This is a genomic window from Streptomyces sp. MP131-18, assembly GCF_001984575.1.
GTDB classification, from domain to species: Bacteria; Actinomycetota; Actinomycetes; order Streptomycetales; family Streptomycetaceae; genus Streptomyces; species Streptomyces johnsoniae.
In genome coordinates, this window is sequence record NZ_LZNS01000001.1 from 5,002,282 (window position 1) to 5,023,580 (window position 21,299).

The 21,299-nt window shown below is 73.7% G+C and carries 20 protein-coding genes and 1 riboswitch; of the genes, 14 read left to right on the forward strand and 6 right to left on the reverse strand.

Annotated elements, in window-relative coordinates; genetic code table 11:
- Window positions 1-91: 91 nt before the first annotated feature.
- The 5 genes from hutU to STBA_RS22735 all read left to right on the forward strand — a co-directional run bounded on the left by hutU (window position 92) and on the right by STBA_RS22735 (window position 7,212).
- Window positions 92-1,750: a urocanate hydratase gene (gene hutU, locus STBA_RS22715; protein WP_077061010.1), complete on the forward strand. Its 1,659-nt coding sequence runs from the start codon at window positions 92-94 to the stop codon at window positions 1,748-1,750.
- A 116-nt stretch (window positions 1,751-1,866) separates the two neighbouring features.
- On the forward strand, window positions 1,867-3,051 hold the full coding sequence (locus tag STBA_RS22720) for an allantoate amidohydrolase (RefSeq protein WP_077063516.1): 1,185 nt from the start codon (window positions 1,867-1,869) through the stop codon (window positions 3,049-3,051).
- A complete protein-coding gene (locus STBA_RS22725; protein WP_077061011.1) occupies window positions 3,042-4,394 on the forward strand; it encodes a formimidoylglutamate deiminase in 1,353 nt (450 codons plus the stop codon). The genes STBA_RS22720 and STBA_RS22725 overlap by 10 nt, the downstream gene beginning before the upstream one ends.
- Window positions 4,395-4,452: 58 nt before the next feature.
- A complete protein-coding gene (hutI, locus tag STBA_RS22730; protein ID WP_079252455.1) occupies window positions 4,453-5,748 on the forward strand; it encodes an imidazolonepropionase in 1,296 nt (431 codons plus the stop codon).
- 150 nt (window positions 5,749-5,898) lie between these two features.
- Complete coding sequence (locus STBA_RS22735) at window positions 5,899-7,212, forward strand: MFS transporter (protein WP_171987766.1); 1,314 nt, start codon at window positions 5,899-5,901, stop codon at window positions 7,210-7,212.
- A 64-nt stretch (window positions 7,213-7,276) separates the two neighbouring features.
- Here STBA_RS22735 and STBA_RS22740 read toward each other — a convergent pair whose 3' ends face one another.
- On the reverse strand, window positions 7,277-7,972 hold the full coding sequence (locus tag STBA_RS22740) for an MOSC domain-containing protein (protein ID WP_077061012.1): 696 nt from the start codon (window positions 7,970-7,972) through the stop codon (window positions 7,277-7,279).
- An 86-nt stretch (window positions 7,973-8,058) separates the two neighbouring features.
- Window positions 8,059-9,003 carry a zinc-binding dehydrogenase gene (locus tag STBA_RS22745; RefSeq protein WP_077061013.1) on the reverse strand — a complete coding sequence of 315 codons (945 nt, stop codon included), beginning with the start codon at window positions 9,001-9,003 and terminating at the stop codon, window positions 8,059-8,061.
- Between the two features lie 158 nt (window positions 9,004-9,161).
- On the opposite strand from STBA_RS22745, the gene STBA_RS22750 reads away from it, so the two are divergent.
- Window positions 9,162-9,851: a TetR/AcrR family transcriptional regulator gene (locus tag STBA_RS22750; RefSeq protein WP_253194925.1), complete on the forward strand. Its 690-nt coding sequence runs from the start codon at window positions 9,162-9,164 to the stop codon at window positions 9,849-9,851.
- Between the two features lie 112 nt (window positions 9,852-9,963).
- Here STBA_RS22750 and STBA_RS22755 read toward each other — a convergent pair whose 3' ends face one another.
- The gene (locus tag STBA_RS22755) at window positions 9,964-10,863 is read right to left on the reverse strand and encodes an RNA polymerase sigma factor SigF (protein WP_077061014.1); all 900 of its coding nucleotides are present in this window, start codon (window positions 10,861-10,863) and stop codon (window positions 9,964-9,966) included.
- Between the two features lie 248 nt (window positions 10,864-11,111).
- Here STBA_RS22755 and STBA_RS22760 point away from each other — a divergent pair, with 248 nt between their 5' ends.
- From STBA_RS22760 to STBA_RS22775, 4 genes are all read left to right on the forward strand, one after another.
- Window positions 11,112-11,492 (forward strand): STAS domain-containing protein, encoded by a 381-nt coding sequence (locus STBA_RS22760; protein ID WP_077061015.1) that lies wholly within the window; start codon window positions 11,112-11,114, stop codon window positions 11,490-11,492.
- Window positions 11,493-11,676: 184 nt separating this feature from the next.
- Window positions 11,677-12,168 (forward strand): ATP-binding protein, encoded by a 492-nt coding sequence (locus STBA_RS22765; protein WP_077061016.1) that lies wholly within the window; start codon window positions 11,677-11,679, stop codon window positions 12,166-12,168.
- Between the two features lie 160 nt (window positions 12,169-12,328).
- The gene (locus STBA_RS22770; RefSeq protein ID WP_077063520.1) at window positions 12,329-13,006 is read left to right on the forward strand and encodes a response regulator transcription factor; all 678 of its coding nucleotides are present in this window, start codon (window positions 12,329-12,331) and stop codon (window positions 13,004-13,006) included.
- Window positions 13,007-13,031: 25 nt separating this feature from the next.
- Window positions 13,032-14,285 carry an ATP-binding protein gene (locus tag STBA_RS22775; RefSeq protein WP_077061017.1) on the forward strand — a complete coding sequence of 418 codons (1,254 nt, stop codon included), beginning with the start codon at window positions 13,032-13,034 and terminating at the stop codon, window positions 14,283-14,285.
- 3 nt (window positions 14,286-14,288) lie between these two features.
- On the opposite strand, the gene STBA_RS22780 is transcribed toward STBA_RS22775, so the two are convergent.
- On the reverse strand, window positions 14,289-14,834 hold the full coding sequence (locus tag STBA_RS22780) for a GtrA family protein (protein WP_077063521.1): 546 nt from the start codon (window positions 14,832-14,834) through the stop codon (window positions 14,289-14,291).
- A gap of 222 nt (window positions 14,835-15,056) precedes the next feature.
- Between STBA_RS22780 and STBA_RS22785 the strand changes: the two genes are divergently transcribed.
- The 4 genes from STBA_RS22785 (at window position 15,057) to STBA_RS22800 (ending at window position 19,398) form a co-directional block, all read left to right on the forward strand.
- On the forward strand, window positions 15,057-16,208 hold the full coding sequence (locus STBA_RS22785; RefSeq protein WP_077061018.1) for a 5-(carboxyamino)imidazole ribonucleotide synthase: 1,152 nt from the start codon (window positions 15,057-15,059) through the stop codon (window positions 16,206-16,208).
- Window positions 16,205-16,729: a 5-(carboxyamino)imidazole ribonucleotide mutase gene (gene purE, locus STBA_RS22790; protein WP_077061019.1), complete on the forward strand. Its 525-nt coding sequence runs from the start codon at window positions 16,205-16,207 to the stop codon at window positions 16,727-16,729. The genes STBA_RS22785 and purE overlap by 4 nt, the downstream gene beginning before the upstream one ends.
- Entirely contained in the window at window positions 16,726-17,961 is a 1,236-nt protein-coding gene (locus tag STBA_RS22795) for a dipeptidase (protein WP_077061020.1), read from the forward strand. Before purE ends, STBA_RS22795 begins: the two co-directional genes overlap by 4 nt.
- Before the next feature lie 311 nt (window positions 17,962-18,272).
- Window positions 18,273-18,489: riboswitch (cyclic di-AMP (ydaO/yuaA leader) on the forward strand.
- Between the two features lie 3 nt (window positions 18,490-18,492).
- Window positions 18,493-19,398, forward strand: a complete 906-nt coding sequence (locus tag STBA_RS22800; protein WP_077061021.1) for a LysM peptidoglycan-binding domain-containing M23 family metallopeptidase — start codon at window positions 18,493-18,495, stop codon at window positions 19,396-19,398.
- Between the two features lie 114 nt (window positions 19,399-19,512).
- Here the strand turns inward: STBA_RS22800 and STBA_RS22805 are convergent, their stop codons facing one another.
- Window positions 19,513-20,310: an ABC transporter permease gene (locus STBA_RS22805; protein ID WP_077061022.1), complete on the reverse strand. Its 798-nt coding sequence runs from the start codon at window positions 20,308-20,310 to the stop codon at window positions 19,513-19,515.
- Complete coding sequence (locus STBA_RS22810) at window positions 20,307-21,266, reverse strand: ATP-binding cassette domain-containing protein (RefSeq protein WP_077061023.1); 960 nt, start codon at window positions 21,264-21,266, stop codon at window positions 20,307-20,309. Before STBA_RS22810 ends, STBA_RS22805 begins: the two co-directional genes overlap by 4 nt.
- Window positions 21,267-21,299: the final 33 nt, after the last annotated feature.

The window sequence follows — 21,299 nt, forward strand, 5'->3', positions numbered from 1 at the left end:
GGGCACGGCCGGGGTCGGCGGCCGAGGCGCGGTTGACTGAAAGTATTCAGGATCTAGAGTGAATGAATGGTTCTCACCGGGGAGGCTGGTCATGGCAGGACCTCGACCCGTGCGCGCACCCCGCGGCACCGCGCTGAGTGCGCAGGGCTGGCCGCAGGAAGCCGCGCTGCGGATGCTCCAGAACAACCTGGACCCGGAGGTCGCCGAGCATCCTGACCAGCTCGTCGTCTACGGCGGCACGGGCCGGGCGGCCCGTGACTGGGCGTCCTTCGACGCGATGGCCGCGACGCTGCGTTCGCTCGGCCCCGACGAGACGATGCTCGTGCAGTCGGGCCGGCCGGTCGGGGTGATGACCACCCACCCGTGGGCGCCCCGGGTGCTGATCGCGAACTCGAACCTCGTCGGCGACTGGGCGACGTGGGAGGAGTTCCGCCGCCTCGAACGCCTGGGGCTGACCATGTACGGCCAGATGACGGCCGGTTCGTGGATCTACATCGGCACGCAGGGCATCCTCCAGGGCACCTACGAGACGTTCGCCGCGGTCGCCGCCAAGCGGTTCGGCGGGAGCCTGGCAGGGACGGTGACCCTGACGGCCGGGCTCGGCGGCATGGGCGGCGCGCAGCCGCTCGCGGTCACCATGAACGGCGGGGTGGCCGTCTGTGTCGACTGCGACCCGCGGGCCATCGAGCGGCGCATCGCCCACGGCTTCCTCGACGTGCGGGCCGACTCGGTCGCGGAGGCCATGGACCTGGCGGCCGAGGCCCGCGCCACCCGCAGGCCGCTGTCCGTCGGCGTCCTCGGCAACGCCGCCGAAGTGCTGCCCCGGCTGCTGGCCGAGGGCGCGCCGGTGGACATCGTGACCGACCAGACCAGCGCGCACGACCCGCTGGCCTACCTGCCGACCGGGGTGGACCTCGCCGACATGGCGGCCTACGCCGCGCGGGCCCCCGAAGAGTTCACCCGGCGCGCCAGGGAGTCGATGGCCCGGCACGTCGAGGCCATGGTCGGCTTCCAGGACGCCGGGGCCGAGGTCTTCGACTACGGCAACTCGATCCGCGGCGAGGCGCAGCTGGCCGGCTACGACCGGGCGTTCGCCTTCCCCGGCTTCGTCCCCGCCTACATCAGGCCGCTGTTCTGCGAGGGCAAGGGCCCCTTCCGCTGGGCGGCGCTCAGCGGCGATCCGCGGGACATCGCGGCCACCGACCGGGCCGTCCTCGAACTCTTCCCCGAGAACGAGTCGCTCGCGCGCTGGATCACGCTGGCGGGGGAGCGGGTCCGCTTCCAGGGCCTGCCCGCCCGGATCTGCTGGCTGGGCTACGGCGAACGGGAGCGCGCGGGCGAGCGGTTCAACCATATGGTGGCCGGCGGCGAGCTGGCCGCGCCCGTGGTCATCGGCCGCGACCACCTGGACTGCGGCTCGGTCGCCTCCCCGTACCGCGAGACCGAGGGCATGCGGGACGGCTCGGACGCCATCGCGGACTGGCCGCTGCTGAACGCCATGGTCAACGTGGCCTCCGGTGCCTCGTGGGTGTCCATCCACCACGGCGGCGGCGTCGGCATGGGCCGCTCCCTGCACGCCGGGCAGGTCACGGTGGCCGACGGCACCGCCCTGGCGGGCGAGAAGATCCGCCGTGTCCTGACCAACGACCCGGGCATGGGCGTGATCCGGCACGTCGACGCGGGGTACGGCGAGGCCGAGGCAGTGGCGGCGGAACGCGGCGTCCGCATCCCCATGCGGGAGACCCCGTGAACGTGCCGGGCCACGACGCCCGGGACGCCCACGACGCCCACGACGCCCGGGACATCCGGGACGCCGCCCGGACCGCCCCGGCGGCGGACGGGGGCGGCGCCGGCTCCTTCCGCGAGATGTGGGCCGGGCTGCGGCCGGTCGGGCGGGCCGCCTCGGGCGGGTACCACAGGTACGCCTGGACGGCCGCCGACGGGGAGCTGCGTGCCTGGTTCCGCGAGCAGGCCGCGCGGCGCGGGCTGCGGTACGAGGTGGACCGCAACGGCAACCAGTGGGCGTGGGCCGGGGACCCGGCGGCGGGCGACGCGGTCGTCACCGGGTCGCACCTGGACTCGGTGCCGGACGGCGGGGCGTTCGACGGGCCGCTCGGGGTGGTCTCGGCGTTCGCCGCGATCGACGAGCTCCGCGAGCGCGGCACCGCCGCGGCCCGCCCGCTGGGCGTGGTCGGCTTCGCCGACGAGGAGGGCGCCCGCTTCGGCGTGGCCTGCGTCGGCTCCCGGCTGGCCTGCGGGCTGCTCGACCCCGACCGGGCGCGACGGCTGCGCGACGCGGACGGCGTCACGCTGGCCCGCGCGCTGGAACGGGCGGGCCTCGACCCGGCGGCCATCGGCCCCGATCCGGAACGGCTCGGGCGCATCGGCACGTTTGTCGAGCTGCACGTCGAGCAGGGCAGGGCGCTGGCCGGTCTGGGCCGCCCCGTCGGGGTCGGCTCGGTCATCTGGCCGCACGGGCGCTGGCGCTTCGACTTCCGCGGCCAGGCCAACCACGCGGGCACCACCCGCATCGAGGACCGGCACGACCCGATGCTGACGTATGCCCACACCGTGCTCGCCGCCCGCAAGCGCGCCCGGCTGGCCGGGGCACTCGCCACCTTCGGCAAGGTCGAGGCCGAGCCGAACGCCGTCAACGCCGTGCCCGCCCTCGTCCGCGGCTGGCTCGACTCCAGGGCCCAGGACACGGCGACCCTCGACGCGCTGGTCGCCGCGATCGAACAGGGCGCGGCCGAGCGTGGTGGCCGGGACGGCGTCACCGTCGCGGTCACCCGGGAGTCGCACACGCCGGGCGTCGCCTTCGCCCCCGGGCTGCGCGACGCGCTCGCCGCCCGGCTCGGCGGCGCACCCGTGCTGGCCACGGGCGCGGGACACGACGCCGGAATCCTCGCCGCCGCCGTCCCCACCGCCATGCTGTACGTACGCAATCCGACCGGCGTCTCGCACGCACCCGAGGAGCACGCCGAGGAGACCGACTGCCTGGCCGGGGTGACCGCGCTGGCCGACGTACTGGAGGGCCTGGCGTGTCCCTGACCGAGCAGACCTACTGGGCGGAATACGCCTGGCTCAACGGCCCGGTGGAGCCGGGCGTCGTCATCTCCACCTCCCGCACGGGACACATCTCGTCCGTGGCGCCCGGCGCGGCGGAGCCGCCCGTGGGCTGCGTCCCGCTGCGCGGCCTGACCCTGCCCGGCCTGGCCAACGTGCACAGCCACGCGTTCCACCGGGCGCTGCGCTCCGCCACCCAGGTGGGCAGCGGCACCTTCTGGACGTGGCGCAACGCCATGTACGACATCGCCTCCCGGCTGGACCCCGACCTCTGCCACGCCCTGGCCCGCGCCGTCTACGCGGAGATGGCGCTGGCGGGCGTCACGTGCGTCGGCGAATTCCACTACGTCCACCATGCGGCGGGCGGCACCCGCTACGGCAACCAGAACGCGATGGGCGAGGCGCTGATCGCCGCGGCGGCGGACGCCGGTATCCGGATGACGCTCCTCGACACCTGCTACCTCGCCGCCGGCTTCGGCCAGGAGCCCACCGGCGTGCAGCTGCGCTTCTCCGACGGCACCGCGGCGCGGTGGGCCGAACGGGCCGACGCGCTGCGCGGGAACGGCACCACCCGGATCGGCGCGGCCATCCACTCCGTCCGGGCGGTGCCCGCCGGGGAACTGGCCCAGGTCGCCGCCTGGGCCGAGGAACGCGGAGCGCCGCTGCACGTCCACCTCTCCGAGCAGCCGAAGGAGAACGAGGACTGCCTCGGCGCGCACGGCCGCACCCCCGCCGAACTCCTCGCGGACCACGGGGTGCTCGGGCCGCGCACCACCGCCGTGCACGCCACCCACCTCACCGGCGAGGACATCGAACTCCTCGGCCGCAGCGCCACCGTCGTCTGTCTGTGCCCCACCACGGAACGTGACCTCGCCGACGGCATCGGCCCCGCCGCCCGGCTGCGCGCCGCGGGCAGCCCACTGTGCCTGGGCAGCGACAGCCACGCCGTCATCGACCTGCTGGCGGAGGCGCGCGCCCTCGAACTGCACGAGCGCCTCAACACCCGCGTCCGCGGCCACTTCACCGCCGACCAGCTGCTGCGCTTCACGGCCGAGGACGGGCACGCCGCCCTCGGCTGGCCGGAGGCCGGGCGGATCGAGCCGGGCTGCCTGGCCGACTTCACCACGGTCGCGCTCGACAGCGTCAGGACCGCGGGGCCGCCGCCCCGGATGGCGCTTCAGGCCGCCGTCTTCGCCGCGACCGGGGCCGACGTGCGCCACACCGTCGTCGGCGGGCGGCACATCGTCAGGGACGGCGGCCACCAACTGGTGCCGAATGTGCCCGCGGCCCTCGCGGAATCCGTCGCCGCGCTCCGCGCCGCGCGCTGAACAGCGGCAGGAGCACCAGGAGCAGCACCAGCACCAGGAGCAGGAAGAGGAGTCCGCCATGTCCCGGCCCACCGGCCCCGACGCGCACCGCGCCCACGGCACGCACCGCACCCCCAGTACGGCCAGTACGGCCAGCACGGCCAGCACCGGCAGCACGGGCAGCACCGGCAGCACGGGCAGCACCGCGATCACCAACATCGGCGTACTCATCACCAACGACCCCTCCCTCGGCCCAGGTCCGCTCGGACCGGTCCGGGACGCGGCCGTCGTCATCGAGGGCGACCGCATCGTCTGGACCGGCACATCCAGTAGAGCACCCGCCACTGACAGTCACCACGACGCGAGTGGCGGAGCCGTCATCCCCGGCTTCGTCGACTCGCACTCCCACCTGCTGTTCGCGGGCGACCGCACCGCCGAGTTCCACGCCAGGATGTCCGGCCGGCCCTATACCGCGGGCGGCATCAGGACCACGGTCGCGGCGACCCGTCGGGCCACCGACGCCGAACTGTCCGCCAACCTCGCCGCGTTCCTGCGCGAAATGCTCCGGCAGGGCACCACCACCGTGGAGACGAAGTCCGGCTACGGCCTCACCGTGGCGGACGAGGCGCGCGCTCTGCGGATCGCCGCGGAGCACACCGAGGAGGTGACCTACCTCGGCGCCCACATCGTTCCCCCCGAGCACGCCGCGTCCCCCGAGGACTACGTGGCCCTGGTGACCGGGCCGATGCTCGACGCCTGCGCGCCGTACGCCCGGTGGATCGACGTCTTCTGCGAGCGCGGCGCCTTCGACGCCGGGCAGGCGCGCGCCGTGCTGGCCGCGGGCCGGGCGCGTGGTCTCCGCCCGCGGGTGCACGCCAACCAGCTCGGCCCCGGGCCCGGTGTCCGGCTCGCCGTCGAGGCCGGGGCCAGGTCCGCCGACCACTGCACGCACCTCACGGACGCGGACGTCGACGCCCTGGCCCAGGGCGGCACCGTGGCAACCCTGCTGCCGGGCTGCGAGTTCTCCACCCGCGCGCCCTATCCGGACGCGCGCCGCCTGCTCGACGCGGGCGCCGTCGTGGCGCTGGCGACCGACTGCAATCCGGGCTCCTCGTTCACCAGCTCGATGCCGTTCTGCGTGGCCGTCGCGGTGCGCGAGATGGGCATGACGCCCGACGAGGCGCTGTGGTCGGCCACCGCGGGCGGCGCCGCGGCGCTGGACCGCACCGACGTCGGCCGCCTGGCGCCCGGGGCCCGCGCCGACCTGGTCCTGCTGGCCGCGCCCTCGCCGGTGCACCTCGCCTACCGTCCCGGCGTGCCGCTGGTCGCCGCGGTCTGGCGCCGGGGGCGGCGCGAGCTTCAGGCCAGGACCTGAGGCCCCGCGCCCCGGCTAAGGCGCCCCGGCGCCGGACTAAGGCCCGTAGCGCCGCGGAGCGCCGTTCGGCATGGTGTCCGTCGCCGGAACGACCGGGCGACCGGACGACCGGGCGACCGCGTGCCGGAACGAGACGGGGAGTTGACACGCGTGACCGACGATGTGACCGAGGGCGCCGCACCGGCCGCCGGACTGCCGCGCGAGGACCGGGGGCTCGGGGGCCGGTTCTGGACGCTGTGGTCGGCGAGCACGGTCACCAACCTCGGCCAGGGCGCCAGCGCCGTCGCCTTCCCGTGGCTGGCGACCACCCTCACCAGCGACGCCTTCCTCGTCGCGCTGACGGGCGTGGCCGTGCGCCTGCCCTGGCTGCTGTTCAGCCTCCCGGCCGGGGTGCTCGCGGACCGGCTCGACCGGCGGCACCTCATGCTGTGGATGAGCGTCGCCCGCGCGCTGATCGTGGGCCTCGTCGCGCTGTTCGTCGCCCTGGACGCCATGTCCCTGCCGGTGCTGTGCGCCTGCGCGCTGGCCCTCGGCTTCGCCGAGGTGCTGTTCGACAACACCGCGCAGGTCCTGCTGCCCTCCGTGGTCGCCCGCGTGCACCTGCCCACCGCGAACGGCCGGCTCATGGCGGCCCAGATGGTGTCGGACGACTTCGTGGCCAGGCCCCTCGGCGGCGCGCTGCTCGGCTTCGCGCTGGCCGCGCCGTTCGTCTTCGACGCGGGCGCGGCCGTCGCCACCGGCGCGGTGCTGCTCCTGCTGCGCGGGAGCTACCGCGTGCGCACGGCGCACGAGCCGGGCGCGACGGCCGCGCCGCGCCGCTCGATGCGGGCCGAAATCGCCGAGGGCGTGCGCTGGTTGTGGGACATTCCGGTGCTGCGCCGCCTGGCGGTCTCGCTTGCGGTGATCAACGGTTCGACGCAGGCGGCGCTCGCGGTCTACGTGCTGTACGCGCAGGAAGTGCTGGGCCTGGGACCGGTCGGGTTCGCCGTGCTGACCTCGGCCGCCGGGGTCGGTGGCGTGCTGGGCGGCCTGCTGGCGGGCCGGGCGGGGCGGCGGCTCGGTCCGGCCCGTTCCCTGCTGGTCCTGCTGGCCCTCCAGGTGATCGCGTTCGCGGCTGCCGCGGTGGCCTCCCACGCCCTGGTGGTCGGGGTGGCGATGAGCGCGACCGGATTTGGCGCGGTGTTGTGGAACGTCACGACCGTTTCATTGCGGCAGACGATCATTCCGGACCGGTTGCTGGGGCGCGTCAACAGCGTCTACCGGCTGCTCGGCTGGGGCGCCATGCCGCTGGGCATGCTGGCGGGCGGCGGGCTCGTGGCCCTGGTGGAGGCGGAGTTCGGCCGCGAGGCGGGGCTGCGCGCCCCGTTCCTCGCCGTCGCCGTGATCTGCGCCGGTCTTGCGGTGTACGTGCGCCGGCACCTGCATGCGCGGGCCATCGCGGAAGCCCTCGCCGGCGCGCGGTGACGCGGCACAGCGTCGCCCGTGTCGCCCTCCGGCGCCCGCGCACACCGCGGGGGCGCCGTTCGCCTCAGCTCGGCGCGCTCGGCGCGGTCTGGGCGGCTGCGGCGGCCCACCCGCGGGCCAGCCTCAGCTCCTCCTCATGCAGCGCCTCGCCCGCCGCGATGACGCGCGGGCGCAGCTCGGGCCGCGTGGTCTGGGCGCGGAAGAGGAACGAGACCGACACCTCGTGGTCCGGCCGTTCGACGATCTCCACCGGGTCTCCGGCACGCACGGCGCCCGGCCGGATCACGCGGAAGTAGGCGCCGGGCGCGGCATCCTGCGTGAACCGCTTGACCCACCCCCGCTCGCCCAGCCACTCGGCGAACGTGCGGCACGGAATCCGCGCCGAGGTGGCCTCGATGATCAGGTCGGCGCCCACCCGCCACCGTTCGCCGATGCGCACGTCGCCGACGTCGATGCCGCAGGTCGTGAGGTTCTCGCCGAAGACGCCGTTCCCCAGGCGCCGGTCGAGTGCGGCCTCCCAGCGGTCCAGGTCCTCGCGGGCGAACGCGTACACGGCCTGGTCGTCACCGCCGTGGTGGCGGCGGTCGCAGACCATGTCGCCGGCCAGGCCGCTGCCCCCGACCCCCTTGGGGCCTGGCGCCGACACCTCCACCGGGCCCGGCACCGGGCGCTTGTTGATGCCGGTCAGGCCGTCCGGCGCGTCGGTGAACGCGTCGGCACCCGCCTGCCCGAGATTGACGGACAGCACTCTGCGCAGCATGCAGGCACCCTAACGGCCGTCGAAGACCCGGCGCATGGGCTTTTCTGCCGCCACCGCCACCGCCAGGTCAGCCGGCCACCGCCAGGTCAGCCGGCCGCGGGCAGGTCGAGCACCGCCTTGCCGGGCACGCGGCCCTCGGCCAGGGCCGTGATGGCCTCCGGGGTGCGCGTCCAGGCGCCGCGCCAGCCGACCTGCGCGTCCAGCTCGCCGCCGGCCAGCAGCCCGGCGAGCCAGCTCAGGTCCGCGCCGAGCCCGTCGGCGTCGTCCAGCAGGAAGAACGTGGCGATGCTGCGGTCGGTGCCCAGCAGTCCGGAGAAGTCGCTTTCCGCGAACGACTCGCCCCGGCCGGACGTGTGCCCCATGGCGATCAGCGTGCCGTGGCGCCCGAGCGTCCGGTAGGCCGCCACCATGTGGTCCCCGCCGACCAGGTCGATCACGCCGTGCACCGGCCCGGTCAGCCCCGCGATCCCGTCCGTGCCGATGACGACCTCGTCCGCGCCGAGCCCGCGCAGCGTCTGCTCCTTGGCCGGATCGGTGGTCGTCGCGACGACGTGGGCGCCGCCGCGTGCGGCGAGCTGAACGGCGAACCGGCCGACGCCGCCGCCCGCCCCGGTGATCAGGACCCGGCGGCCGAGCAGAGGGCCGAGGCGGTGCAGGCCGCGCAGCGCGGACCCGGCCGCGACCGGCAGCGTGCTGATCGCGCCGAGGTCGGCGCCCTGCGGAACGGCACCGAGCAGCGCGGTGTCAACGGCGCGCAGCTCCGCCCACGCGCCGTCCGCGGCCAACGACACCACCGGAGTGCCGGCGGCGGGTCCTGAACCGTCGGCCGCCGCCCGTTCGACGATCCCCGCCGCGTCCCAGCCGGGCACGGTGCCCAGCTCGCCGTCCGGTACGACGGAGACGACCTCGCCGTAGTTGATGGAGAACGCGGCGACGCGGATCAGCGCCTGGTGCGGGGCGGGCGCCGGCTCCGGCGCCTCGGCGAGGGTCAGGTGGTCCGGGCGGGTGTGGTCGATCGTCCAGGCGCGCATGCGCGACTCTCCCTTGCCGCCGGGGCTTTCTGGCCCCGGCACGGTGCCTTCCCGGCCGGTGGTCCGGCCGGGTGGAGGAAAATATGCCAGTGACCGGCATTAGCTGGCAACAGGCTTTTGCTGGCGGATGGCGAGGCGGCGCGAGTACACTCGGCGCCGTGCGTGAGGGGAGCCCTGCGGGGAACGAAGGGGACGAGCGGCCGGCCGGGCCCGCCGGGCCCGCCGGGCTGACGCTGCGCGAACGCAAGAAGCTACGCACACGCCGCGCCCTGGTGGAGGAGGCGCTGCGGCTGTTCACCGAGCAGGGCTTCGGGGAGACCACGCTCGACGAGCTGGTGGACGCCGTGGAGATCTCGCAGCGCACCTTCTTCCGTACCTTCGCGTCCAAGGAGGACGTTGCCCTGGCGCCGGAAAAGGAGCTGTGGGCGGCGTACGTCGCGGGCATCGAGGCCCGCCCGCCGGGACCCGGCCGCTCCCCGCTGGCCTCCTACCAGGAGACGCTGTTCGCCGCGGTACGGGAGATGGCCGAGGGCTGGGAACGCCGGTTCCTGTGCAGCCGCGCCCTGTGCGAGCGCACCCCGGCGCTGCTCGCACACAGCCTCCGGCACTGCGCGGAGGTGACCGACCGCGTGCTGCACATCACCGCGGAACGCCGGCCCGCCGCCGGCGGCGGCCGTGACCAGGAGCTGCGGCTCCTCCTGCTGCTCGAGCTGATGCTCGCCGCATGGCGGTGGGCCGTGCGGCAGTGGGCCGCCGCGGGCCAGGGGGCCGACCGCGAAGCGCTGTACGGACACATGCGCGAAGCGTTCGCCGCGATCCCCGACGCCGCCGCCCTCGCACGCCACTGAACGGCCACGCCCCGGCCGGTGCGCAGAGGCCGGGGCGACAGCAATGGGCCCGGGAACGGTGTGTTCGTTCCCGGGCCTTTCCGCCGTGTCCGCCCGTGGCGGGTGGGCGGTGTTACTCCTCCACCATCAGGCCCCGGCGCAACTTGCCGAGTGTCCTGGCCAGCAGCCGCGAGACGTGCATCTGCGAGATGCCCAGCTCCTCGCCGATCTCCGACTGCGTCATGTTCGCCACGAAGCGGAGCGAAAGAATCTGCCGGTCGCGCGGCGCGAGCTGCGCGATCAGGGGTTTCAGGGACTCGATGTACTCGATGCCCTCAAGTCCGTGGTCCTCGTAGCCGATGCGGTCGGCGAGCGCGCCCTCCGCGTCGTCCTCCTCCGGCTGCGCGTCCAGCGAGCTGGCCGTGTAGGCATTGGACGCGGCCATGCCCTCCACGACTTCTTCCTCGCTGATCTTCAGCCGCTCGGCCAGCTCGGAAACGGTCGGGGACCTGTCCAGCTTCTGCGCCAGCTCGTCGCCCGCCTTGGCGAGGTCGAGCCGCAGCTCCTGGAGACGCCGCGGCACCCGGACCGACCAGGAGGTGTCGCGGAAGAAGCGCTTGATCTCGCCGACGATCGTCGGCATCGCGAACGTGGGGAATTCCACACCGCGGTCGGCCTCGAAGCGGTCGATCGCCTTGATCAGACCTATCGTGCCGACCTGGACGATGTCCTCCATCGGTTCGCTGCGGGAACGGAACCTTGCAGCGGCGAACTTCACCAGCGCCAGGTTCAGCTCGACCAGAGTGTTCCGTACGTATGCGTACTCATGCGTGCCCTCTTCGAGCGTCCGCAGCCGGGCGAAGAGGCTCTTCGACAGGGCGCGCGCGTCGAGCGGCGCCACCTCGTCGTAGGGCGGGATCTCGGGCAGCGACGCGAGGAAGTCGTCCGCCGCCGGTTCAGTGGCGGGGGAGGACGGAACGTCGTCCGCGGGGGCGCCGGAACGCGGATCATGAGTACGAGGGGCCGGTGACATGGTGTGTCCTCCGTAAGTCTCTCGGCATATGGCTGCCGAAGCCGTGACGTGCACTGCGGGGTGCGGCGCCTCCAAAGCCGGCTCGGAAAATGCAATGTCTCTAGACCTACCGGTCGCGCAGCGGCGATGGCAAGTCTGCTACGCCCGAATTCCGAAGAACGTCGGGGTTGTTCGGGTGTTGGGCCGTCGCCCTACGGGCTAAGGTTTCGAACCTAGCCAGGAACGGGCTCCGAAATGAAGGGGGCTGCATGGACCGTGGCACGCCGGACGAGGCGAACCGCCACCGCCTGACGGTCGATGTGCGCCGCGCGGGCTCGGGTGCGGTGATCACGCCGGCCGGAGAGCTTGATCATCACTCCGCCGAGAAGCTGCGCGAGTCACTCGACCAGTGCGTGGCCGATGGTTGTTTCCGGATCGTTATCGACTGTTCGGGATTGGAGTTCTGTGACTCCACCGGCCTCAATGTGCTCCTCGCCACACGCGTGGACGTCGAGGCCGCCGGAGGGCAAGTGCACCTGGCCGGAATGCGCCCAAATGTCGCCCGAGTCTTCGAGATAACGGGCGCCGGGGCCGTCTTCACCCTCCACGGGAGCCTCGACGACGCCCTCGCGGCCCTGCCCTCGGACTGATTCCGACCGATCGCCGTCCCCGGCCCGCTGTACGGGACGCGGTCGGCCGAGTCACACTATTGCCGGGATCGGACGGGTGTGGTCGCCGCTCGGCAGGGCAGGAGATCAGTCACGCCGGGCCACAGGGACGGTTCGGCCAGGCCAGCAGGCCAGCGGCGCGGCGTTGCGGTGAGGGGAGGCGCGCATGGGTATCACCCGGCCGTATCCAGCAGGCGATCAGGACCCGGAGCAGCGGGCGCCGGCCACGGTGACGGATGCCGTGCTCCAGGTACGCAGGCTCCGGCTTGCCAACGCCGCGGGCGTCGTCTCGCGCGCGCGCGAGTTCACCCGCGCCGCCCTCCACGACTGGGAGTGGCTTCCGGCCCCCACCGAGGAGTTGCGCGCCGCCGCGGAGGATGCGCTGCTCGTCGTCTCCGAGCTGGTCACGAACGCCTGCCTGCACGCAGGCGGCCCGGAGGAGCTGCGGATAGGCCGGGGCACGAAGGTGCTGCGGGTCGAGGTGCTCGACCGCGGCGACGGCGTGCCCGCCCTGCGCACGGCCCGGCGCCCCGGACGCCCCGGCGGCCACGGCATGTTCATCGTCCAGCGCCTGTGCCTGGACTGGGGCGTGGCCCGGGAGCCGGGTGCCGCGGGCAAGACCGTCTGGGCCGAGCTGGCCGCGCCGCCCGCCGACTGACACCGCGCCGCCCGCTCGCCCGGCCGCCCGCTCGCCCGGCGCGACGGTGATTCCGCGCGCCCCCGCCACCGAACCCCCGTGACCGGCCCGCGACCGAGCCCCCGTGACCGACCCCGCGGACCGACCCCGCCGGTCAGCCGCCTGCGTCTACCATCAGGCCATGACCCGAGTACTGCTCGCCGAGGACGATGCGTCCATCTCGGAGCCGCTGGCCCGAGCGCTGCGCCGCGAGGGATACGAGGTGGAGGTGCGGGAGGACGGTCCGGGGGCGCTGCGGGCCGGCCTGCGGGGCGACGTCGACCTCGTGGTGCTCGACCTCGGTCTGCCGGGCATGGACGGCCTGGAGGTCTGCCGTCGCCTGCGCACCGAAGGGCTGGGCCTGCCCGTGCTGGTGCTCACCGCCCGCGCCGACGAGGTCGACACGGTCGTCGGCCTCGACGCGGGCGCCGACGACTACGTGACCAAGCCGTTCCGGCTGGCCGAGCTGCTGGCCCGGGTCCGTGCCCTGCTGCGCCGCGGTACCGCGGAGAGCGCGCCCGCCCCGACGGTGCACGGCATCCGGATCGACGTGGAGTCGCACCGCGCGTGGATGGGCGAGGACGAGCTGCACCTCACGGCCAAGGAGTTCGACCTGCTGCGGGTCCTGGTGCGCGACGCGGGCCGGGTCGTGACCCGCGAGCAGCTGATGCGCGAGGTGTGGGACACCACGTGGTGGTCGTCCACGAAGACCCTCGACATGCACATCTCCTGGCTGCGCAAGAAGCTCGGCGACGATGCGGCCAACCCCCGCTACATCGCCACGGTCAGGGGAGTGGGATTCCGGTTCGAGAAGAGCTGACGGGGACAGGGACGGGGGCCGGGACGTGCGCCGCCGTCTGATCAACTCCACGCTCGCGGTGGTGCTCATCGTGATCGCGGTGTTCGGCGTCTCTCTGTTCATCGTGGAGACCCGCACCATCACCTCCAGCGCCCGCGACCGCCTGGAGTCGGACGTGGCCCGCGTGCTCGCCGATGTCGAGAGCCGCATCGCCGCGGACGAGCCGGTGACCGAGCAGAAACTGCGCGCCTCCGCGCCCGCCGACCGTTTCGTGCTGATCGAGCAGCCCGGCGTGCCGACCGTCGAGCTGGGCGAACGGCCCGAGGGCGACGTGATGAGCGCCGAACAGACCGGCGCGCACGGCGAGACGGTCACCGTTCAGCAGCCGTCGAGCGTCGTCAGCAACGAGATCGGCCGGATGCTCACCATCATCCTCGTCGTCTCGCTGCTCGCGGTGGCCGCCGCCGCGCTGCTCGCGGTGCGGCAGGCCCGCCGCGTCGCGGCGCCGCTGACCGACCTGGCCGAGACCGCGGAACGGCTCGGCTCCGGCGATCCGCGCCCCCGCCACCGGCGGTACGGCGTCGCCGAGCTGGACCGGGTCGCGGACGTGCTGGACGCCAGCGCGGAACGGATCGCCCGCATGCTGACCGCGGAACGGCGCCTCGCCGCGGACGCCTCCCACCAGCTGCGCACGCCGCTGACCGCGCTGTCCATGCGGCTGGAGGAGATCATGGCCACCGAGGACAGGGACACGGTCAAGGAGGAGGCGGCCATCGGTCTCGCGCAGGTGGAGCGGCTCACCGACGTCGTTCAGCGGCTGCTGACCAACTCCCGTGATCCGCGCCTCGGCTCGGCGGTGGGCTTCGACCTCGACGAGGTCGTGGTGCAGCAGGTCGAGGAGTGGCGGCCCGCGTACCGCAGCGCGGGGCGCCCCATCGTGCACTCCGGCAAGCCGGGGCTGCGCGCCGTCGGCACCCCGGGCGCGGTTTCGCAGGTGCTGGCCTGCCTCGTGGAGAACTCGCTGATGCACGGCGCGGGCACCGTCGCGCTGCGCACCAGGACCACCGGCAACCAGGTCGTCGTCGAGGTCACGGACGACGGCCCCGGCGTGCCGACCGAGCTGGGGGCCCGCGTCTTCGAACGCACGGTGAGCGGGCGGAATTCGACCGGGCTCGGCCTGGCCGTCGCCCGCGATCTGGCGGAGGCGGACGGCGGGCGCCTCGAACTGCTCCAGCAGCGGCCGCCGGTCTTCGCACTGTTCCTCAGCCGGGAGGCGGAGCAGGCGTCGGACGCCTCCTGACCGTCAGCGCCCGCCGGGCTCCGCGGGCCGGGGCCGCCCGGCGGCGGCAGGCTCCGGCGCGGGGTCCCGTCCCGCCGCGTCCTTGGCCGCCTCCGCTTCCGCCTCCGACTCCGCCTCGGGGCGGCGGAAGACCCAGGTGCGGTAGGACCAGAAGCGGAACAGCGAGCCGATGCCGAGCCCGATCACGTTCTTCGCGAGATTGTCGGCCAGCGGCGAGGTGAAGCCGAAGCCGTAGTGCGACAGCGCCAGCACCCCGTTCTCGATCACCATGCCCACGCAGGAGAACAGCAGGAAAAGCCCCGCCTCGCGGCTGCGCCCGGTCTTGTCCCGGTGCCGGTAGGTCCAGTACCGGTTGCCGAGGTAGTTGGTGCAGATGGCGGCGGAGGTGGCGATGATGCCGGAACGGATGGGCGCCAGGCCGGCAGCCTGGCTGCACGCGTTGAACACGGCGACGTTCACCAGGAAGCCGAAGGCGCCCACGGTGCCGAACTTCGCGACCTCACGGGCCATGCCGCGCAGGCGGTCGCGCAGCGTGCGGCGGTCCTTCATGCCCGCCATGCTAACCAGCCGGCCTGTGCGGGCCTTCCCGCCGATGTGCCGATGTGCATACCCCTCCCCTCCGGCCCTGGCTCGCGGGCCGGTCCCGGCTCCCGGTGGGACGCGGTCCCGGACGGAACGGTTCCGGGCGGAACGGTTCCGGGCGGAGCCGCCCCGGGCGGAGCCGTTCCGGGGGGCCGGAGGGCGGCGAGGGGCGGCGGCTACGCTGGGTGCGTGACATTTCCCGTGGTCGGCATGGTCGGGGGCGGTCAGCTCGCCCGCATGACCCATGAGGCGGGCATCCCGCTCGGCATCAGGTTCAAGCTGCTCAGCGCGTCGCCGCAGGACTCCGCGGCGCTCGTCGCCGGCGATGTGGTCGTCGGCGACCACCGCGATCTGGACACGCTGCGTGCGTTCGCGAAGGGCTGCGACGTGATCACGTTCGATCACGAACACGTGCCTACCGAGCATCTGCGGGTCCTGGAAGCCGAGGGCATTCCGGTCAGGCCGGGACCCGCCGCGCTCGTGCACGCCCAGGACAAGGGTGTCATGCGCGCCCGCCTCACCCGGCTCGGCGTGCCCTGCCCGCGCCACCGGATCGTCGAGGACCCGGCCGACGTGCGGCGCTTCGCGGAGACCGAGGCGGGCGGCTTCCCCGTCGTACTCAAGACCGTCCGCGGCGGCTACGACGGCAAGGGCGTGTGGATCGTCGCCTCCGCCGCGGACGCCGACCGCGTCACCGAGCCCTTCCTGGCCGGGGTGCCCGTGCTGGCCGAGGAGAAGGTCGACTTCGTCCGCGAGCTGGCCGCCAACGTCGTCCGTTCCCCGCACGGGCAGGCCGTCGCCTACCCGGTGGTGGAGTCCGTGCAGGCCGGCGGCGTCTGCGACACCGTGATCGCCCCGGCTCCCGGCCTGCCCGCGGAGACGGCCGTGGCGGCGCAGGAGATGGCGCTGACCGTCGCCCGCGAACTGGAGGTGACCGGGCACCTCGCCGTGGAGCTGTTCGAGACGGCCGACGGCCGGGTCCTGGTCAACGAGCTGGCCATGCGCCCGCACAACTCAGGACACTGGACGCAGGACGGCGCGGTCACCTCGCAGTTCGCCAACCACGTCAGGGCCGTACTCGACCTGCCGCTCGGCGACCCCCGCCCGCGCGCACCCTGGACCGTCATGGCCAACGTGCTCGGCGGCGACTTCCCCGACATGTACCCGGCGTTCCTGCACTGCATGGCGCGCGACCCGCAGCTGAAGATCCACATGTACGGCAAGGACGTGAAGCCGGGCCGCAAGGTCGGCCACGTCACCACCTACGGCGACGACCTGGCCGACGTCCGCGAACGCGCCCGCCACGCCGCCGACTACCTGCGAGGGATCATCGACGAATGAGCAGCTCCCCGCCGTCGCCGCGCGTCGGCATCGTGATGGGCTCGGACTCCGACTGGCCGGTGATGCGGGCCGCGGCGGAGGCGCTTGACGAGTTCGCCGTGCCCTACGAGGTGGACGTCGTGTCCGCGCACCGCATGCCGCACGAGATGGTGACCTACGGCGAAGAGGCGGCGGGCCGCGGCCTCAAGGCGATCATCGCGGGCGCGGGCGGCGCCGCGCACCTGCCCGGCATGCTCGCCGCGCTGACGCCGCTGCCGGTCATCGGCGTTCCGGTGCCGCTCGCGCACCTGGACGGCATGGACTCGCTGCTCTCCATCGTGCAGATGCCCGCCGGAGTGCCCGTCGCGACCGTCTCGGTCGCCGGGGCGAAGAACGCCGGGCTCCTCGCCGTCCGCTCCCTCGCCGCGCACGACGAGGCGCTGCTCGCGCGCATGCTCGACTACCAGCGCGGCCTGCGGGACCAGGCCAGGGAAAAGGGCCGACGGCTGCGCGCCACCGTGGCCGGTCCTGGCACCGCATGAGCGCCGACGGACACGCGGACCTGCTGAGCCGGGCGTCGGAGCTGCTGGCCGAACACCCCGTCGTGGACGGGCACAACGACCTGCCGTGGGCCCTGCGCGAGCAGGTCCGCTACGACCTGGACCGCCGCGACATCGCCGCCGACCAGAGCGCCCACCTGCACACGGACCTGCCGCGGCTGCGCGCCGGGGGCGTCGGCGCGCAGTTCTGGTCGGTGTACGTGCGCACGGACCTCATCGGCGACAGCGCCGTCAGCGCCTGCCTGGAGCAGGTCGACGTCGTCGCGGCGCTCATCGACCGTTATCCCGCGCATCTGCGGCGCGCGCTGACCGCGGACGACATGGCGGCGGCCAGGGCGGAGGGCCGGATCGCGTCGCTGATGGGGGCGGAGGGCGGCCACTCCATCAACAATTCGCTCGGCACGCTCCGCGCGTTCCACCGGCTCGGCGTCCGCTACCTGACGCTCACCCACAACGACACCATCGACTGGGCCGATTCGGCCACGGACGAGCCGCGGCACGACGGGCTGAGCGCGTTCGGCGAAGAGGTCGTCCGGGAGATGAACCGGATCGGGATGCTCGTCGACCTCTCCCACGTCGCGCCCGCGACGATGCGCGACGCGCTGCGCGTCACCGAGGCGCCCGTGCTGTTCTCGCACTCCTCCGCGCGCGCCGTCTGCGACCACCCGCGGAACGTTCCGGACGACGTGCTCGCCGCACTGCCCGCGAACGGCGGCGTCGCGATGGTCACGTTCGTGCCCAACTTCGTGCTGCCCGCCGCGATGGACTGGGCCGCGCGCGCGGCCGTGAACATGGAGGCGCACGGGCTGCACCGGCTGGACACGACCGAGCGGGCGATGGCCGTGCACCGGGCGTTCGAGGCCGAGCACCCGCGCCCGCGGGCCACCGTCGCGGACGTTGCCGACCACCTGGACCACATGCGCGAGGTGGCCGGCATCGACCACATCGGGATCGGCGGCGACTACGACGGCACGGCCTTCATGCCGGACGGCCTGGAGAGCGTCGCGGGCTACCCGCGGCTGGTTGCCGAACTGCTGGCCCGGCGCTGGTCGCCGGCCGACGTGGCGAAGCTGACCTGGCACAACGCGGTGCGCGTGCTCGGCGATGCCGAGGCCGCCGCCCGGGACCTGTCCGCCCGCCGCGGCCCGTCCCTCGCCACCATCGAGCAGATGGACTCCTCGTTCGTCCCCCGGAGTACCGGCTTGCGCCGCTGATCCGGACATTCGTGACTTCCCGTCTGATTCTGGCGTCGGCCTCCGGCGCCGTGACCGAGTTCACTCGGCGCTCCGTCGGGGGCGGGTGTGCCGCATGGGGTCCGTTTCGCGCTTCCGCCAAGTCGGTTTACTCGTCGGAAACTTGGGCGAACGGTCCGGAACGCGCCCATCGCTCTCCGTTGATATGTGCTCGCGGAGCGTGTGTGTGAGGTGGGTTCCGGTATTTCCGATCATGGGGCGCGTGCCCGCACTTTCTTGTCTCGCCCGAATTCTTCGGCTTACGGTGCTCCCCGCGCCGCATCCGCGGCGTTCCGCGCCGGACGCCGAATCCTGTCACCGGTGGTGGAAACGCAGCACTTCCGTGTGACAGGAGCGGGGGAACCACTTTCCGCCGGAGCGTGTATTCCGCGCACCGGCTCGGGGTTAAGTCACCGCCGAACGCGGTCCGCCGTGACCGTATTCGACGGTGGCCGGGCATCTCCGGCCCGAACCCGACAGCTCACCTCGCAGGCGATGGAGAGGAGCACACCTATGTCCGCACGCGGACGTCACCGCCGTCAGCGGGTACGGCGCATTTCCCGCATCTCCCTGATGCTCACCGCCGGTGGCGCGGGCGTGGCCCTGCCGCTGGTCGCGGCCGGCGCCGCGAACGCCGCTCCGGCGAGCGTTCCTGCGAGCGTTCCGGCCGCGGAATCCGCGCAGGTCCCGGCGGCCGAAGCGGCCGCCGAACCGGCCGCCGCCACCGCCGCAGAACCGGCCGGGACCTACACCGTCGCCAAGGGCGACACGCTCTTCCGGATCGCCACCGACGAGGACGTCGACGGCGGCTGGGAAGCGCTGTACGACGGCAACCAGGACGTCATCGGCGACGACCCGGACCTGATCAAGCCCGGTCAGGAACTGTCGCTCGAAGCGACCGGCGGCGCCGCGCCGCAGGCCGCGCCGCAGGCCGCCGAGGAGCCGACGCCCGAGCCCGAGCCCGAGCCCGAGCCGGAGCCCGCGCCCGAGCCGGAGCCCGCGCCCGAGCCGTCCGGTGACTTCCACGCCCCGGTCGACGCGTCGCCGAGCACCGCCTACCGCGCCACCGGCTCGTCCTGGTCCTCCGGCTACCACACCGGCGTGGACTTCTCGGTCGGCACCGGCACTCCCGTCAAGGCCGTCGCCTCCGGCGAGGTGGTGACCGCCGGCTCCGGCGGCGCCTACGGCAACGAGGTCGTCATACGCCACGACGACGGCCACTACACGCAGTACGCCCACCTGTCGTCCCTGAGCGTCGGCGTCGGTCAGACCGTCGCGGGCGGCGACCAGATCGGCCTGTCCGGCTCGACGGGCAACAGCACCGGCCCGCACCTGCACTTCGAGGTGCGGACCGGCCCGGACTACGGCTCGGACATCGACCCGCTGTCCTACCTGAGGGCCAACGGCGTCACCGTCTGATCCATCTGATCCGCGCCCGAGACGCGCCGGAGACGCGCCGGTGATCCGCGCCGGAAGGCGACGACAGGGCCCCGCCCCCGCGGCGGGGCCCTGTCGCGTCCCGGTGGCGCCGCGTCAGCGGCTCAGCCGCTGGTAGCTGCGGATGGCCAGCGGCGCGAACACCGCGGTCAGCACCACGGGCCACGCGATGGCCAGCAGCATCGCGTTCTCCGTCGCCCACGACCCCGTGCCGGCCAGGCCGGGGTTGCCGAACAGCTCACGGATCGCCGCCACCGTCGCGGACAGCGGGTTCCACTCGGCGAGCGTCCCCAGCCAGCCCGGCATCAGCTCCGGCGCGGTGAACACGTTCGACACCGCGGTCAGCGGGAACGCCAGCGGGAAGACGATCGTGCCGACCGTGTCCGCGTTGCGCACCACGAGCCCGAGGTAGATCCCGATCCAGGTGATGGCGACGCGCAGCGCGAGCACCAGCGCCACCGCGAGCAGCGCCCGGCCGATGCCGCGGTGCCATTCCCAGCCGACGAGCAGGCCGCAGACCACCAGCACGCTCATCTCCAGTGCGGCCCGCATCAGGTCGGCGGTGCTCCGCCCGACCAGCAGCGCGGAACGGGCCACCGGCATCGAACGGAAACGGTCCACCACGCCGCGGCCCGCGTCCACGGCGACGGCCGTTCCGGTGGCGCCCATTCCGTAGAGCATCGTCATCGCGAAGACGCCCGGCAGCAGGAACTCCCGGTAGTCGCCGCCGCCCGGCACGGACATGCCGCTGCCGAAGACGTAGCCGAAGACGAGGACGAACATGATCGGCAGCGCGAAGTAGAGGACCATCTCCTCCGGCGTGCGCACCAGGTGCGACATGTTGCGCCGGGTCATGATCCAGCCGTCGGCCGCCGCGAGGCGCAGTCGTCTCATGCCGTCGCCTCCTCGTTCGCCCGGTGCCCCGTGAGCTGGAGGAACGCCTCGTCCAGCGTGGGCCGCCTGGTGCCGATGTCCTCGACGGCGATGCCCGCCTCGTGCAGCGCCCTGACGACTCCGGTCAGCGCCGCGACCCGGTCGGCGACCTGCGTGCCGACCCGCCGCACGTCCCGGTCGGTCTGGGGGACGCTGTGGCAGACGCGGCCGACGATGTCCGCCACGGCCGCCAGCTCGTCGGCGTGCCGGACGACGACCTCCACCCGGTCCCCGCCGATCTTCGCCTTCAGCTCGTCCGCCGTGCCCTCGGCGACCACCCGGCCCGTGTCCACGACCGAGATGCGGCCCGCGAGCTGGTCGGCCTCCTCCAGGTACTGGGTGGTGAGCAGGACCGTCGTCCCCTCCGCGACGAGGGAACGCACGGCGTCCCACACCTGGTTGCGGCTGCGCGGGTCGAGCCCGGTGGTCGGCTCGTCGAGGAACAGCACCTGCGGAACGATCACCATGCTGGCCGCGAGGTCGAGACGGCGGCGCATGCCGCCCGAGTACTGCCCCGCGTTCCGCCCGGCCGCCTCGGTGAGGCCGAACTGCGCCAGCAGTTCGTCCGCCCGCCGCTTGGCCGCGGCCGGCCGCAGCTTGAGGAGCCGACCGAACATCACCAGGTTCTGCCGGCCGCTGAGCTGCTCGTCGACGGCCGCGTACTGGCCGGTCAGCCCGATCCGCTCCCGCACCCGGGCGGGCTGTCCGGCGACGTCGATGCCGCAGATCTCGGCGCGGCCCGCGTCGAAGCGCAGCAATGTGCACAGCGCCCGCACGGCCGTCGTCTTGCCGGCCCCGTTCGGCCCGAGCACCCCGTGCACCGTGCCGGTGCGCACGGCCAGGTCGAAGCCGTTCAGCGCCTTTTTGTCCCCGTATCGCTTCAGCAGGCCCTCGGCCACTATCGCGTGATCGGCCATCTTCGCTCTCCACCCCCGTAAACTGTGTACGTT

Coding starts and splice junctions, on each gene's coding strand:
- STBA_RS22765 (WP_077061016.1), top strand. CDS start 11,677: ATGGGTATCACCCGGCCGTATCCAGCAGGCGATCAGGACCCGGAGCAG.
- STBA_RS22780 (WP_077063521.1), bottom strand. CDS start 14,834: ATGAAGGACCGCCGCACGCTGCGCGACCGCCTGCGCGGCATGGCCCGT.
- STBA_RS22760 (WP_077061015.1), top strand. CDS start 11,112: ATGGACCGTGGCACGCCGGACGAGGCGAACCGCCACCGCCTGACGGTC.
- STBA_RS22755 (WP_077061014.1), bottom strand. CDS start 10,863: ATGTCACCGGCCCCTCGTACTCATGATCCGCGTTCCGGCGCCCCCGCG.
- hutU (WP_077061010.1), top strand. CDS start 92: ATGGCAGGACCTCGACCCGTGCGCGCACCCCGCGGCACCGCGCTGAGT.
- STBA_RS22810 (WP_077061023.1), bottom strand. CDS start 21,266: ATGGCCGATCACGCGATAGTGGCCGAGGGCCTGCTGAAGCGATACGGG.
- STBA_RS22720 (WP_077063516.1), top strand. CDS start 1,867: ATGTGGGCCGGGCTGCGGCCGGTCGGGCGGGCCGCCTCGGGCGGGTAC.
- STBA_RS22800 (WP_077061021.1), top strand. CDS start 18,493: ATGTCCGCACGCGGACGTCACCGCCGTCAGCGGGTACGGCGCATTTCC.
- STBA_RS22745 (WP_077061013.1), bottom strand. CDS start 9,003: ATGCGCGCCTGGACGATCGACCACACCCGCCCGGACCACCTGACCCTC.
- STBA_RS22770 (WP_077063520.1), top strand. CDS start 12,329: ATGACCCGAGTACTGCTCGCCGAGGACGATGCGTCCATCTCGGAGCCG.
- hutI (WP_079252455.1), top strand. CDS start 4,453: ATGTCCCGGCCCACCGGCCCCGACGCGCACCGCGCCCACGGCACGCAC.
- STBA_RS22795 (WP_077061020.1), top strand. CDS start 16,726: ATGAGCGCCGACGGACACGCGGACCTGCTGAGCCGGGCGTCGGAGCTG.
- STBA_RS22740 (WP_077061012.1), bottom strand. CDS start 7,972: ATGCTGCGCAGAGTGCTGTCCGTCAATCTCGGGCAGGCGGGTGCCGAC.
- STBA_RS22805 (WP_077061022.1), bottom strand. CDS start 20,310: ATGAGACGACTGCGCCTCGCGGCGGCCGACGGCTGGATCATGACCCGG.
- purE (WP_077061019.1), top strand. CDS start 16,205: ATGAGCAGCTCCCCGCCGTCGCCGCGCGTCGGCATCGTGATGGGCTCG.